The organism is Lysobacter humi (ex Lee et al. 2017), from assembly GCF_054781815.1.
Genome location: NZ_BAAGTR010000009.1, coordinates 562,776 through 577,004 on the forward strand (window position 1 = coordinate 562,776; position 14,229 = coordinate 577,004).

At 68.6% G+C, this 14,229-nt stretch carries 11 protein-coding genes; all 11 read right to left on the minus strand.

The window, feature by feature from the left end:
• Positions 1-20: 20 nt before the first annotated feature.
• The 11 genes from tilS to bamA all read right to left on the minus strand — a co-directional run bounded on the left by tilS (position 21) and on the right by bamA (position 14,189).
• Positions 21-1,328 (minus strand): tRNA lysidine(34) synthetase TilS, encoded by a 1,308-nt coding sequence (tilS, locus tag ACYVJJ_RS09560; protein WP_460833044.1) that lies wholly within the window; start codon positions 1,326-1,328, stop codon positions 21-23.
• 201 nt (positions 1,329-1,529) lie between these two features.
• Positions 1,530-2,489, minus strand: coding sequence for an acetyl-CoA carboxylase carboxyltransferase subunit alpha (locus tag ACYVJJ_RS09565; protein WP_460833046.1), 960 nt, complete (start codon positions 2,487-2,489; stop codon positions 1,530-1,532).
• 87 nt (positions 2,490-2,576) lie between these two features.
• On the minus strand, positions 2,577-6,101 hold the full coding sequence (gene dnaE / locus ACYVJJ_RS09570) for a DNA polymerase III subunit alpha (protein ID WP_460833047.1): 3,525 nt from the start codon (positions 6,099-6,101) through the stop codon (positions 2,577-2,579).
• 154 nt (positions 6,102-6,255) lie between these two features.
• Positions 6,256-6,792: a hypothetical protein gene (locus ACYVJJ_RS09575; protein WP_460833049.1), complete on the minus strand. Its 537-nt coding sequence runs from the start codon at positions 6,790-6,792 to the stop codon at positions 6,256-6,258.
• A 68-nt stretch (positions 6,793-6,860) separates the two neighbouring features.
• Entirely contained in the window at positions 6,861-7,226 is a 366-nt protein-coding gene (locus tag ACYVJJ_RS09580) for a hypothetical protein (RefSeq protein WP_460833050.1), read from the minus strand.
• 310 nt (positions 7,227-7,536) lie between these two features.
• Positions 7,537-8,187: a ribonuclease HII gene (locus tag ACYVJJ_RS09585; RefSeq protein ID WP_460833052.1), complete on the minus strand. Its 651-nt coding sequence runs from the start codon at positions 8,185-8,187 to the stop codon at positions 7,537-7,539.
• Positions 8,156-9,355: a lipid-A-disaccharide synthase gene (gene lpxB / locus ACYVJJ_RS09590; RefSeq protein WP_460833053.1), complete on the minus strand. Its 1,200-nt coding sequence runs from the start codon at positions 9,353-9,355 to the stop codon at positions 8,156-8,158. The genes ACYVJJ_RS09585 and lpxB overlap by 32 nt, the downstream gene beginning before the upstream one ends.
• 4 nt (positions 9,356-9,359) lie before the next feature.
• The gene (lpxA, locus tag ACYVJJ_RS09595; protein ID WP_460833055.1) at positions 9,360-10,142 is read right to left on the minus strand and encodes an acyl-ACP--UDP-N-acetylglucosamine O-acyltransferase; all 783 of its coding nucleotides are present in this window, start codon (positions 10,140-10,142) and stop codon (positions 9,360-9,362) included.
• Between the two features lies 1 nt (position 10,143).
• A complete protein-coding gene (fabZ, locus tag ACYVJJ_RS09600; protein ID WP_460833056.1) occupies positions 10,144-10,611 on the minus strand; it encodes a 3-hydroxyacyl-ACP dehydratase FabZ in 468 nt (155 codons plus the stop codon).
• A gap of 85 nt (positions 10,612-10,696) precedes the next feature.
• Positions 10,697-11,713 (minus strand): UDP-3-O-(3-hydroxymyristoyl)glucosamine N-acyltransferase, encoded by a 1,017-nt coding sequence (gene lpxD, locus ACYVJJ_RS09605; RefSeq protein ID WP_460833057.1) that lies wholly within the window; start codon positions 11,711-11,713, stop codon positions 10,697-10,699.
• A 7-nt stretch (positions 11,714-11,720) separates the two neighbouring features.
• Positions 11,721-14,189: an outer membrane protein assembly factor BamA gene (gene bamA, locus ACYVJJ_RS09610; RefSeq protein ID WP_460833059.1), complete on the minus strand. Its 2,469-nt coding sequence runs from the start codon at positions 14,187-14,189 to the stop codon at positions 11,721-11,723.
• Positions 14,190-14,229 lie beyond the last annotated feature (40 nt).

Sequence of the window (14,229 nt, forward strand, 5' to 3'; positions counted from 1 at the left end):
GGCGAGCGGGGTCGGCGGGGTCAATCGGCCGTGGCGCGCACAAGGCCGCGCGCGGGTGACCACGCAAGTCGCGCGTGGAGCGGGCGCAGCATGTCCCGCAGCGTCGCCGACACGACGAGGTCGCCTGCAGCGAGCAGTTCGCCATCCGCCGCGAACAGCAGCGGCAGGCGCACGCGATGCCAGGGCGCGACCGCGCGTGCCTGCAGCAGGTCCTTGAGTGCATGCCGATGCGTGCGCCCGGGAAGCCGGATGCGCTCGCCGCCTGCGCGCGAACGCACTGACACGGGCGCGGGGAGTGCCGCTGCCGGGCGCAGTTCCAGCACGTCGCCCTGGTCAGAACGAAGCGGCAGGCGACCATCCCACAGCGACGGGTAGACGGGCGCCGCGACGCCTTCCCGACTGGCATGCAGGCGGTCGCGCCAGCTCGACAGTCGCGTACCGTGCCATCGGTAGGCGGCCTCCGCGTCGGGGCGGGCGTACAGGACCTCCGCCTCGAGCTGAGCGATCGCACGCGCCGGCAAGGGCGGCAGGTCGAGCGATGCGACCCAGCGACGCAGCAGTCGCGCCCGGCGCGCCTCGGGGAGGCGCTTGAGCCCGCCGAGATCGAGCGTGGCGGGGTCGTCGGTCGCGAGCAGCGACAGAAGGTCGGCATCGGCGGCATCGAGCAGCGTCGCGGCATCCGCAGCGAGTGCGGCAGCGCGCGCGAGGGCTGCATCCACGTGCGGCCAGCGGCCCCGGAGGCCCGGCAGCACACGGTGGCGGAGGAAGTTGCGATCGAACGCGGTGTCCCCGTTGGACGGGTCCTGGACCAAGGTAAGCCGGTTCTCGGCCGCGTAGGCGCGGATGTGCTCGCGCGGGATACCCAGCCACGGGCGCCAGAGGACGCCGCCGGCGAACGGCGCGCGCGCGCGCATCGCGCCGAGGCCGTCGACACCCGACGCTCGAAGTGCGCGCAGCACGAACGTCTCGGCCTGGTCGTCGCGATGATGCGCGAGCGCGAGCCGTTCGCCGGGGACGAGGCGTTGCGCGAACACCGCGTACCGCGCCGCGCGCGCGGCCCCCTCGGCGCCCAGATGCGCATGCGCGGTGATATCGACATGCACGACGTCGATCGGCACGTCGAGCGCCGCGCATGTGGCACGGCAGTGATCGGCCCACGAGTCCGCGGCGGCATGGAGGCCGTGGTGCACGTGGATCGCGCGCAGCCCGTCGCGGCGTACGCATCGATCGCCGGACAGGGCATGCAGCAGTGCCGTCGAGTCGAGACCGCCGCTCAAGGCGATGCAGACGGGCCCGTCGGCCGGCGGATTGAAAGGCGGGTGGGGCATGGGCGGCATGGTGCCATTCGGGCAGCCTGACGCGCCGAACCGACACACTGCACCGTCGTCGACGCAGCGACACGACGGCGCTTGGCGGAGGAGCGACCCGAGGCGGGCCCATCAACATGCCCATTGCCGCAGGCCGGAGTCGCCGACGATTTGGACCTGTCGACCCGATGCAAGCGGAGGACGCGATCAGGCGCGCGGAAGCTACGCCGCCTCGTACGCGCCGTAGCTGCGCAGGCGCTGGTAGCGGCGCTCGAGCAGGGTATCGGCGGGCAGGCGCGCGAGGCTGTCGAGCTCGTTGAGCAGCACGCTCTTCAGGCGCCGCGCCATCTGCTGGGGATTGCGATGCGCACCGCCGGTAGGCTCGCGCACCACCTTGTCGACGAGCCCCAGCGAATGCAGGCGCTTGGCGGTCAGGCCGAGCTGTTCGGCGGCGTCCTTCGCCTTGTCGGCGGACTTCCACAGGATCGACGCGCAGCCTTCCGGCGAGATCACCGAATACGTGCTGTATTCGAGCATCAGCGTGCGATCGCCGACGCCGATCGCGAGCGCGCCGCCGGAGCCGCCCTCGCCGATCACGGTGCAGACGACGGGCACCTTGAGCTCGGCCATTTCCATCAGGTTGCGCGCAATCGCCTCCGACTGGCCGCGCTCCTCGGCGCCCACGCCCGGGTACGCACCGGGCGTGTCGATGAAGGTGATCAGCGGCAGGCCGAAGCGCTCGGCCATCTTCATCAGGCGCAGCGCCTTGCGATAGCCCTCCGGGCGCGGCATGCCGAAGTTGCGGCGGATCTTGCTCTTCGTGTCGCGGCCCTTCTGGTGGCCGATGATCATCACCGCGCGCCCCGCGATGCGGCCGAGGCCGCCGACGATCGCCGGATCGTCCGCATACGCGCGGTCGCCGGCGAGTTCGTGGAACTCGTCGCAGATCACCTGCACGTAGTCGAGCGTGTAGGGCCGCTGCGGATGCCGCGCCAGCTGCGAGACCTGCCACGGGCTGAGGTCGCGGAAGATCTGCGCGGTGCGCTTGCGAGCCTTGTCCTGCAACGTGCGGATCTCGGGCGCGGCGTCGAGCGAATTGCCATCGCTCGCATGCCGGAGTTCGGCGATCTTCGCTTCAAGATCGGCGATGGGCTGCTCGAAATCGAGGTAGTTCGGATTCATGCGCGACCGGGCGGGTGAAAGGCGGGCAGTGTAGCCCGTGAAGGCCGGATTCGACCCGCCGGCGGCGTATGGTCCGGGGCTGTCCGCTCAGTGCGCCCAGGGCCTGGCGAGCGCGAGCTTGACCATCCGCACGCCCGGTGTCGCCCGGAGCGTCTCGATGAGCTCCTGGTCGATCCGTACGCCCGCCTTGCCGTCGAGGTCCACCAGGCCCGAGGCGCGGTCGATCAGCAGGTGCAGGCGCAGCGGCGTCGGGCCCGGCCGCCGTGCGGCGAGCAGCGCCTCCACGCGTGCGAGCGTGCCGGCGTCGCGCAGGTCGAGCCGCAGGGCGAGACGCTGTGCATGGCGCGCGCAGAGCTGGGCGAAGTCCCAGCAGCGCTGCGCCTTGAGGGCGAAGCCGCCGGAGAACGCATCCTCGCGCAGGCCGCCCTGCACGACGAGCAGCCGATCCTTGCCGATCAGCGACGCATTCTCGGCGTAGGTCTCGGCGAAGAAGGCGCACTCGAGCCGGCCGCGCCCGTCCTCGAGCTGGACGAACACCTGCGAGTCGCCCTTCTTGCGGAAGCCGACGACGAGCCCGGCGACCGTCGTCTCGACCTCCTGCCGCCAGCTGCCGCGTCCGCCGGTATCCGGACGCGTCGCCCAGATCCGGTCGAGGTCGCCGAGGTCGAAGCCGATCAGCGCGTGCACGTCATCGCGATACGGATCGAACGGATGGCCGCTGAGGTAGTGGCCGAGGGTGTCCCGCTCGGCCTCGAGCAGGCGGCCGATCGGCCACTCGTCGCAGACCGGCAGGTCGATGTGCAGCGCCGGCGCCGCGGTATCGACACCGCCGAACAGCGAGGCCTGGCCGGCCGCGAGTTCCTTCGACAGCTGGTCGGTCGCGCGCAGCACCTCGGGGATCTGGAGCATCAGGCTCGCGCGGTTGCGCCCGAGCGCGTCCAGCGCGCCGGCCTGCGCCATGGCTTCGAGGGCACGCCGGTTCAGCCGCCCGCCGTCGACACGCTGGCCGAGGTCGAGCAGGTCCTTGAACGGCCCGGCGCGGCGCGCGTCGCAGATCGCCTCGCAGACGCCACGGCCGACGCCCTTCACCGCGCCGAGTCCGTAGCGGATCGTGTCCGGTGTGGTCGCGCAGAACATGTAGGCCGACTCGTTGACGTCGGGCGGCAGCACCGTGAGGCCCATCGCGCGCGCCTCGTCGAGGAAGCCCGTGACCTTGTCGGTGTTGTCCATGTCCGACGACAGCACGGCGGCCATGAACTCGGCCGGGTAATGCGCCTTGAGCCATGCGGTCTGGTACGACACCAGCGCATACGCCGCCGCGTGCGACTTGTTGAAGCCGTAACCCGCGAACTTCTCCAGCAGGTCGAAGATCGGGCCGGACACGTTGGGCTCGATGCCGTGGTGCTCCTTCGCACCGGCCTCGAACTTCACGCGCTCCTTCGCCATTTCCTCGGGCTTTTTCTTGCCCATCGCGCGGCGCAGCAGGTCGGCGCCACCGAGCGAATAGCCGCCCAGGATCTGCGCGGTCTGCATGACCTGCTCCTGGTAGACGACGATGCCGTAGGTCGGTGCCAGCACCGGCTCGAGCAGCGGGTGCGGGTACTGCACCTCCTGCCGGCCGTGCTTGCGCTCGATGAAGTCCGGAATCAGGTCCATCGGACCGGGGCGGTACAGCGAAACGAGCGCGATGAGGTCGTCGAAGCGGTCGGGCTGCGCGCGCTTGAGCAGTTCGCGCATGCCGCGCGACTCGAACTGGAACACTGCCACCGTGTCGCCGCGCGCGAAGATCTCGTAGGCCTTCGGGTCATCCAGCGGGAGCGCGATGATCTCGAGCGGATCCGCGCCTTCGTTTTCGCGGCGCACGTTGATCGACTTCACCGCCCAATCGATGATCGTGAGCGTGCGTAGGCCGAGGAAGTCGAACTTGACGAGGCCGACCGCCTCGACGTCGTCCTTGTCGAACTGCGTGACCGGGTTTCGGCCGCGGCCCTGGCCGTCGTGTTCGGCGAACAGCGGGCAGAAGTCGCTGAGCGGGGAGGGTGCGATCACCACGCCGCCGGCGTGCTTGCCGGCGTTCCGTGTGAGGTCCTCCAGCTGCAGCGCGAGGTCCACGAGATCGCGGACGTCGTCCTCCGCGTTGTAGCGGGTGATGAACTCGCCGATCGAGCGCTCCGGATCCTTCTTCGCGCGGTCGCTCCGGCCAAGCACGTCGTCGAGCGAGAGCGGATCGGCGGGGATCAACGGCACCAGCTTGGCGATTGAGTCGACGAAGCCGTAGCCGTGGCCGAGCACGCGGCCGCAGTCGCGCAGCACGGCCTTCGCCGACATCGTGCCGTAGGTGATGATCTGGCTGACGCGGTCGCGGCCGTACTTGCGCGCCACGTAGTCGATCACCTCGTCACGGCGATCCATGCAGAAGTCGATGTCGAAGTCGGGCATCGACACGCGCTCGGGATTGAGGAAGCGCTCGAACAGCAGGTCGTAGGGCAGCGGGTCGAGGTCGGTGATACCCAGCGCCCATGCCACGAGCGAGCCCGCGCCCGAGCCGCGTCCGGGGCCGACCGGGATGCCGTGCGACTTACCCCAATTGATGAAGTCCGCGACGATCAGGAAATAGCCCGGGAACCCCATCTTGATGATGACGTCGAGCTCGGTCTCCAGCCGCGAGGCGTAGTCCTCGGCGGTGCGTCCGTCCGACGGCGGCGCCTTCTCGAGGCGCTTGGCGAGGCCTTCCCGCGCGGTATTGCGTAGCCACGACTCGATCGTATGCTCGCTGGGCACCGGGAACGCTGGCAGCGCGTATTCCCCGAGCTTCATCTGCACGTTGCAGCGCAACGCGAGCGCATGCGCATTCTCGAGCGCGTCCGGCACGTCCGCGAACAGCGCGTCCATCTCCTCGCACGAGCGCAGGAACTGCTGCGGGCTGTACTCGCGCGGGCGCTTGGCATCGTCGAGCACTCGGCCCGTCGCGATGCAGACACGCGCCTCGTGGGCCTCGTAGCCGCTCGCCTCGAGGAAGCGCACGTCGTTGCTCGCGACCACGGGAATGTCGCGCAGCGACGCCGCGTAGAGCGCGAACGAGTTGAAGGCATCCTCACCCTTGCGCCCCGTGCGCACGAGCTCGAGGTGCAGCCGGTCGCCGAACACGTCCTTCCAGTCGACCAGCCAGGCCTCCGCGAGGTCATGGCGCCCGCTGCAGGCGAGGGTTCCGCCGAGGCTCTGGCGTCCGGCCAGCGCGAACAGGCCGGCGTTGTCCTCGCGCAGCCAGTCCGGCCGCAGCGCGACGCCGTCGTTGCGATGGCCTTCCATCCACATGCGCGACAGCAGGCGCGAGAGCGTGAGATAGCCCTCGCGATCGCGGCACAGCAGCGTGAGCCGAGTGGGCGACTCGTTGCCGTCCGCCAGCGCCACGTCCGCGCCGAGGATCGGCTTGATACCCGCGCCCTCGGCCGCCTTGTAGAACTTCACGGCGGCGAAGAGGTTGTTGACGTCCGTCAGCGCGACCGCGGGCTGCCCGAGCGCGACCGACCGCTTCACCATCTCGTCGATGCGGATGGTCGAATCGGTGAGCGAATACTCGCTGTGCAGGTGCAGGTGGACGAAGCGGGACATGTGCGAGCACGTTCGACAGGGCACGACCGGAGGAGGATGGTGCGCGGCTTGCCCAGACCGGGCTTGCGACTACGCATAGGCGTTGCGGCGTCCAAGCCCAAAAAGCAAGGAGGCCCCGACGTGTCGGGGCCTCCTAGGTACCCATCCAAGGCGATTATGCTGCCATATTCCGCGGGCTCTGAACCGAAATATTGTTGAACTTCACGCCTGCGGGGATCGCGCAACTCATGGTGTACATGTCAAGCGATTCCGTGCGCGCCGGGAGCGCCGGAGTCGAGCCGGGGCCAATATCGCTAAAGGAGTGGGCCGAGCCAGTGTTTGCCGGGACGTTAATCGTATAGGACGCAACCGATCGCGAAAGCCCCGGGTGCGTGAGGACCACAACGCAGGTCACCGTTGCGGCCGAAGCGTTCGGGTTCTGAAAGTGGAGATTCAGGTTAGTCGGTGACTGGACCGACGTCGTGTCGTGGATATCATCCACGGAACACGACAAATACTGGGTGCCGGTCGACGTATTTTGAGCGAACTCTGCATCAAAGTAGAAGACGCTCGCCCCGGCGCCAAACGCCGCCTTGCAGATGCTTGAAGCTGGCCGCGTGATGTTCGTGCTTGCAGAAACAGTGAAGGTAAGGGCTGCGCCGAGAACGAGCACGGACGCCGCCACGGAGCCTACGAGAGAAGAACGCTTCATGGTTACACCTCGTTAGCCTGCAAAGGCCTAGTCCGCGCTGTTAAGGCAGGGTGCGCGGTTCCCTGGGATCAGTTCGGGGGAATCACGCCGTGGCGATACAAGTAGAGGACCTCCCGCGCGGTACCGTCCGCCGAAACCACCGTCACGTTTCGCGCTGTTGCGAACCGGTCAGCTAGCAGAAGGGTCATGCGAACAACCCAGTCGCCGCCACCGTCGGCACCGAATCCCGCTTCGACCTTGCACATACTCACTCGGCAGTCGGCATGCACGTCAGTAGGATGCGAGCGCACGGAGGCCAAATCTTTCGATGACAACACCGTATTAATGTCCGCCTCGAGCGCCGCTTCCTCAGCAGATGAGCGAGCGTCGCTCAACCATCGTGATTCATTGGCTCGTATGATCTTTTCTCGCTCGGCGTCGACGTCATGGATCACTTTAGGTGGGGGCGTTGAGGGCACGTGTGCAATCCCACCCGCGGTTGCCGCAACTGCGCTCCGTTCCGATCCTAAGGTCTTGCCGGCACCTTGCGACGCGGGCCCATCCGAGACAAATGCCGTTGACTCACGGCCTCGACTGGAAATCGTAGCAATCAGCAATGCGCCTACAACCAGGATGCCGGCGAAAACCGGGAGGCGTCCAATACGAGTCGACATGGCATCAAACTGAATGAACTGTGACCGCCATCATGCCACTGAAATCGTTTGGTAGCGCAAGGCGAAGTCACTTCAGTACGTAAATATTATGTTAGTCCGCGCGTTTGGGCGTGGGATATTCTGCTGTTCTAGCGCAAGCGACGGGCTTGAAGGTCTGGCGATGCGCGCTGCACGGCCCATACTTGACCAGTGCCGCTAGATGCTCAGGGGTTGAATAGCCCTTGTGCTGGTCGAAGCCGTACTGCGGCCATTGCGCATGCAATTCGGTCATCAGCGCGTCGCGATGCGTCTTGGCGAGGATCGAGGCGGCCATGATCGAGCGGCAGCGCGCATCGCCGCCGATCCACGCCTCGGCGGGACAGGGCAGGCCCTTCGGCAGCGCATTGCCGTCGATGCGTGCGACCCGTGCGACATGCGCCACGGCCTCCACGCAGGCGCGCATGCCCAGCATCGTCGCGTGATAGATGTTCAGGCGGTCGACCGTGGCGGCATCGACCACCTCGATATGCCAGGCGATCGCGCGGGCCTTGATACGCACGGCGAGGACCTCCCGCCGCTCCGCGCAGAGCTGCTTGGAGTCGGCCAGCCCGTTGATCGGCGTGCGTCCGGGCTCGAAGACCACCGCCGCGACAACGACCGGCCCGGCCAGCGGACCGCGCCCAGCCTCGTCGACACCGGCGATGCGTTCCGCTGCCGTGGGCGAGGCGAGGTCAAGCGCGAGCTGGGGGACGGACGTCGGCATGGCGCGAGGATACGACCTCGGCGACGGCCTCGGCCGCCTGCCGGGACGCGTCGCGTCGCAGTTCCAGATGCAGGTTCATGAACCGCGGCTCGAGCGCGGCAACCGCGCCAGGATCGGCGAACCAGGCGGCCACGGCATCGGCGAGCGCGTCGGACGTGCAGTCCTGCTGCATCAGCTCGGGCACCAGCGACTCGCCGGCGAGGATGTTCGGCAATGCGTAGCGGTCGACCTTGAGCATGCCCAGGCCCTTGACCAGCCGGTAGGTCGTCGGTGCGACCTTGTAGCCGACCACCATCGGGCGCTTGGCGAGCATCGCCTCGAGCGTCGCCGTGCCCGATGCCAGCAGCACGACGTCCGCCGCCGCCATCGCGGTACGCGCATGGCCGTCGACGATCCGCAGCGCATCGCCGAGCTGGGTGCCCGCGTCGCTGCCGGCGACGATGTGCTCGAACGTCGCGCGCGCCCGGGCATGCGCCATGGGCGCGACGACCCGCAGGCCCGCCACGCGTGACGCGACCTGCGCCGCCGCGGCGAGGAAATCCGCGCCGAGCCGCTCGATCTCGGACCGGCGCGAACCGGGCAGGAGAGCGAGCACGGGGCCGTCCACCGGCAGCCGCAGGGCCTCGCGCGCGGCGCGGCGATCGGGGTCGAGCGGCATCTCGTCGGCGAACGGATGGCCCACGAAGCGCGCGTCGACGCCGTGACGTGCGTAGATCGGCGGCTCCATCGGAAACAGACAGAGCACGCGATCGGCGGAGCGGCCGATCTTCGCCGCGCGCCCCTGCCGCCAGGCCCAGACCGAGGGGCTGACGTAGTGCACGGTGGCAATGCCGCGCGCCTTGAGCCAGCGCTCCACGCCGAGGTTGAAGTCCGGCGCATCGATGCCGACGTAGACATCCGGCCGCCACTGCAGCAGCCGCGTGCGCAGGGCGCTGCGAAGGCGAAGCAGACGGGGCAGGTGGCGGAGCACCTCGGCGAGTCCCATCACCGCGAGTTCGTCGGCGTCATGCCATGCATCGAGCCCGGCGCCGCGCATTCCGTCGCCGCCGACGCCCGCGAATTCCGCGTCCGGCCAGCGCGCGCGGAGCGCGTGGATCAGGCCGGTGCCGAGCAGGTCGCCCGAGGCTTCACCGGCCACGATCGCGATGCGTGGCGGCCTCGACGCCATCGCGTCAGCGCAGCAGCGGCCGCTCGCCGCCGTCGATGAATTCGAGCAGCAGGCGCACGTCCACGCTGTCGGTCGCGAGCTCGGCGAGCTTGGCGCGCGCGTCGTCCAGCGATCCGCCGGCCACGTAGAGCGCTCGGTAGGCGCGCTTGATCGCGGCGACGCGCTCGGCCGTGAATCCGCGACGCTTGAGGCCCTCGGCATTGATGCCGCGCGGCCGGCCGTAGTCCTCCTGCGCGACCATCACGAACGGCGGCACGTCGCCATTGACGAACGCGCCCATGCCGACGAAGGCATGCGCACCGATCCGGCAGAACTGGTGGACGCCCGCGAAGCCGCTGAGGATGACGTGGTCGCCCACCGTCACGTGCCCGGCGAGCGTGGCATTGTTCGAGAAGATGCAGTGGTCGCCGATCGTGCAGTCGTGCGCGACATGCGTATACGCGAGCAGCCAGTTGTGGCTTCCGATCCGCGTGGTGCCGCCGCCGTTGCCCGTGCCGCGATTGAGCGTGACGAACTCGCGGAACGTGTTCCCGTCGCCGATCACCAGCTCGGTACGTTCGCCCGCGAATTTCTTGTCCTGCGGCTCGCCGCCGACGGCGCAGTGGCCGATGAAGCGGTTGTCGCGCCCGATCCGTGTCGGGCCGTGCACGGAGCAGTGCGGGCCGAACGTGGTGCCGGCGCCGACCTCGACGTCGCGCGCGATGTAGCAGAACGGGCCTACGACCACGCCGTCGGCCAGCGTCGCGCCGGCCTCGACGATCGCGCTCGGATGGACCGTCGCCGCCATCTCAGGACTGCGCCTCGGCGCAGAGGATGTCCGCGCAGGCCACGACCTCGCCGTCCACCCGTGCGACGCCCGTGTACATCGCCATGTTGCGGATGTGGCGCTTGAGCTCGACGTCGAGCTCGAGGCGGTCGCCCGGCACGACCATCTTCATGAACTTCGCGTTGTCCACCTTGACGAGGTAGAACAGCTTTTCCCCGGGTTTCGAGTTACCTTCGGTCTGCGCGGTGAGCTGCGTGAGCAGGCCGCCGGCCTGCGCGAGCGCCTCGACGACCAGAACACCGGGCATCACCGGGTTCCCCGGGAAATGCCCGTTGAAGAAGGGCTCGTTGCAGCTGACGTTCTTGATCGCGAGGACCCGCTTGCGCGGCTCGAACTCCACGACGCGGTCCACCAGCAGGAACGGATAGCGATGCGGGAGCAGCGCCTGGATACCACGGACGTCGACGGGGAGTTGCACGGTCTGGCTCATTCGGGATCCTGCTCGACGGCCGTCCTCGTGGTCCGGCCTCGGAAACCCGGCATGATAATCCTTCACGCGGGGATCGGCCCGCGCCTCAGCCGCCGCGCTTGAAGAGCCGGTCGAGCTGCCGGAAGCGGGCCGCGGCGCGGCGCCAGCTGCGGTTGTCCATCAGCGGCGTGCCAGACGAGTATTCACCCGGCTCGTGGATCGAATGGGTGACCAGGCTCATCGCGGTGATCGTCACCCGGTCGGTGATCTCGATATGGCCCACGATTCCCGCTGCGCCGCCGATCAGGCAGTAGCGGCCGATGCGCGTGCTGCCTGCCACCGCGACGCAACCCGCCATCGCCGTATGCGCCCCGACATGCACGCCGTGCGCGATCTGGATCTGGTTGTCGAGCCGCACGTCCTCCTCGAGGACGGTGTCGGCAAGAGCGCCGCGATCGATAGTCGTGTTCGCCCCGATCTCGCAGTCGTCACCGACGACGACGCCCCCGAGTTGCGGCACCTTGAGCCAGGCGCCCCGATCCATGGCGATCCCGAAGCCGTCGGCGCCGAGCACCGCACCCGGATGGACGAGCACGCGGGCGCCGAGCCTCACCCGGGTGACGAGCGTGACGCGTGCGACGAGGCGCGTCGCCTCCCCGATGCTGCAGTCCTCGCCGATGACGCAGCCCGGGCCGACGACGGCGCCCGCGGCAATGCGACTGCGTGCGCCAATGCTGACGTGCGGGCCGATGCTGGCCGTGGGGTCGATGTGCGCCGTCGGATCGACTGCGGCGCTCGGGTGCACGCCGGCCGGCGCGTCGGCACGCGGTTCGAACAGCGCGGCGATGCGCGCGAAGGCCGAGTAGGGATCGCGTGCGACGAGCGCCGTACAGGGCGCGGCCGCCGCGTCGCCGGCCGCGAGCACGACGACGCCCGCGCGGCTGTCCGCGAGCTGCGCGCGGTACCTGCTGTTCGCCAGGAAGCTCAGGCGTCGCGGACCGGCGTCGCCGAGCGTGGCGACGCCCTCCACCGGCTGCGCCGCATCCCCGCGCAGCTCAAGCCCGAAGCGCTCGGCGAGCTCGCCGGCCGTGTAGTGCGGGCGTGCGTCGCCGTCGTGCGTCATGGCGACGTCAGAACACGCCGCCGAAGGTGAACTGCAGGCGCTCGAGCTCGTCGCCTTCCTGCTTCTTGATCGGATAGGCGTAGCTGATCGTGATCGGGCCCATCGGGGAACGCCACGTGAGCGCCATGCCGGTGGACGCGCGCAACTCGCCCGCATCGAAGGAGTCGAAGTCCGAGTAGACGTTGCCGACGTCGATGAACGCCGACAGGCGGGCCGCCGGGCTATTGATCAGAGTCGGGAAGAACATCTCGACCGAGCCCGTGGTCTTGAGCGCGCCACCGATCGGCTGGGTGAACGTCGAGCCCGGGAACGCCACCGCACGGGGACCGAGCGTGTTGTCCGCGAAGCCACGAACCGAGCGCACGCCGCCTGCGTAGAAGTTCTCGAAGAACGGCAGGCCGTCCGCGGTGATCGTGCGGCGGTAGTCCGGCGACGTCGGCAGGCACGGCTCGCTCGGGTCCGGACCCGGGGTGAAGGTATCCGGCACCCCGTCGCCGTTCGCGTCGCTCACCGTGCCTGCGGTGAAGCAGACGTTGCGCACGAAGGGGTCGCCGTAGCTGTCGCCATAGCCGATGTCCGCGCGCGTGTTGAGCACGAGGTGCCGCGACAGGCGCCAGAACTTCGAGATGTCGTAGTTGATCTTGTAGTACTCGGCCGTCGAGCCGGGCAGGGCGACTTCCGCGTTGAAGCGCTGCGTCATGCCCGTCGTGGGCGTGAGGAAGTTGTCGAGCGAATTGCGCGACCAGCCGATCTGCGCGCGCCATGTGTGGAACGTGCGCTGGCCGACCGCGTCGATGTAGTCGACGAGCGGTAGCGGCGTGGAGCCGGGCGACGCGAAGATCTCGTTCGAGTCGATGCCGATCAGCGCGGTGACCGTGTCGGTCTCGGTGATCGGGATCCCGAGCACCACCTGCGCCGCGCCGCTCGTCGAGCTGAACTGCGCGGTGTTGTAGTTGGAGTTGTCGAACTCGCGCCACCACAGGTTGTAGCCCAGCGAAACGCCGCTGTCGGTGAAGTACGGGTTGGTGAACGAGAAGTCGTAGCGCTGCAGGTAGGAATTGCGGTTCGCCTGCACCGAGACTCGATTGCCCGTGCCCAGGAAGTTGTTCTGCGACAGCTGGATCTGCGTGGTCAGGCCGGTCAGCTGCGAGTAGCCGAGGCCGAACACGAAGCTGCCCGACGTCGTCTCCTTGACGTTGACCGCCACGTCCACCTGGTCGGGCGTACCCGGCACCGGCACGGTCTCGACGTCGACCGACTCGAAGAAGCCCAGGCCCTGCAGGCGGATCTTCGAGCGGTCGAGTGCGGCCTGCGAGTACCAGCTGCCTTCGAACTGGCGCATCTCGCGGCGCAGGACCTCGTCCGAGGTGCGCGTATTGCCCTTGAACACGACACGGCGCACGTTCACGCGCGGGCCCGGCACGACCTGCAGGTTGATGCCGACCGTCTTGTCCTCGCGGTTGACGTCGGGGACCGTGTTGACCTGCGCGAAGGCGTAGCCGACGTTGCCGAGCGTCGCCGTGATCGCATCGGAGCTGATCTCGAGCAGGCGGCGCGAGAAGATCTGGCCTTCCTTCACGAAGACGCGCTTCTCGATCTCTTCCTTCGGCAGCACGGTGTCGCCGGTGACCTGCACGCCCGAGACCTTGTACTGCTCGCCCTCCGTGAGGCCGGCGGTGATGAACATGTCACGCCGGTCGGGGCTGATCTGCACCTGCGTCGAATCGACGTTGAAGTCGATGTAGCCGCGGTCGAGGTAGAAGGCGTTGAGCTTCTCGAGGTCGCCCGAGAGCTTCTCGCGCGAGTACTGGTCGTCGCGGCGGTACCAGCTCAACCAGTTCGACTCGGCGGACTCCCAGTTGTCGCGGAGGTCCTTCTCCTCGAACTTCTCGTTGCCGATGAGGTTGATGTGGCGGATGCGCGCCGCGTCGCCCTCGGCGACCGCGAGCGTCACGTCGACGCGATTGCGGTCGAGGCGCGCCACCGTCGGCGTGATCACGACGTTGTACTTGCCGCGGTTGTTGTACTGCCGCGTGAGCTCCTGCGTGACGCGGTCGAGCGCGAGGCGGTCGAACGTGCCGCCCTCGGCCAGTCCGATCTCGGTGAGGCCCTTGGTGAGGTCCTCGGTCTTGATGTCCTTGTTGCCGGTGATCGTGAGCCGGTTGATCGCCGGGCGCTCGGTCACGGTGACGACGAGGATGTCGCCCTGGCGATCGAGGCGGATGTCCTCGAAGAAGCCGGTCTTGTAGAGCGCGCGGATGGCCTCGGCGGCGCGCGCCGAGTCGACGGCGTCGCCGCGCTCGATGGGCAGGTAGGTGAACACCGTGCCGGCGGAGATGCGCTGCAGGCCGTCGACGCGGATGTCGCTCGCGTTGAAGGGCGCGAACGTCTCGGCGAAGGCGGGGATCACCGGGGCCGCTGCGATCGCGGAAGCGAGGGCGAGGGCGAGCAGGCGGCGGGACAGGGGTCGCGTCATCATCAGGTCCGGTGGATCCAATCCGTAGGGGCGCCGGGAA

Coding starts and splice junctions, on each gene's coding strand:
- ACYVJJ_RS09575 (WP_460833049.1), bottom strand. CDS start 6,792: ATGAAGCGTTCTTCTCTCGTAGGCTCCGTGGCGGCGTCCGTGCTCGTT.
- tilS (WP_460833044.1), bottom strand. CDS start 1,328: ATGCCCCACCCGCCTTTCAATCCGCCGGCCGACGGGCCCGTCTGCATC.
- fabZ (WP_460833056.1), bottom strand. CDS start 10,611: ATGAGCCAGACCGTGCAACTCCCCGTCGACGTCCGTGGTATCCAGGCG.
- ACYVJJ_RS09585 (WP_460833052.1), bottom strand. CDS start 8,187: ATGCCGACGTCCGTCCCCCAGCTCGCGCTTGACCTCGCCTCGCCCACG.
- bamA (WP_460833059.1), bottom strand. CDS start 14,189: ATGACGCGACCCCTGTCCCGCCGCCTGCTCGCCCTCGCCCTCGCTTCC.
- lpxA (WP_460833055.1), bottom strand. CDS start 10,142: ATGGCGGCGACGGTCCATCCGAGCGCGATCGTCGAGGCCGGCGCGACG.
- ACYVJJ_RS09565 (WP_460833046.1), bottom strand. CDS start 2,489: ATGAATCCGAACTACCTCGATTTCGAGCAGCCCATCGCCGATCTTGAA.
- lpxD (WP_460833057.1), bottom strand. CDS start 11,713: ATGACGCACGACGGCGACGCACGCCCGCACTACACGGCCGGCGAGCTC.
- dnaE (WP_460833047.1), bottom strand. CDS start 6,101: ATGTCCCGCTTCGTCCACCTGCACCTGCACAGCGAGTATTCGCTCACC.
- lpxB (WP_460833053.1), bottom strand. CDS start 9,355: ATGGCGTCGAGGCCGCCACGCATCGCGATCGTGGCCGGTGAAGCCTCG.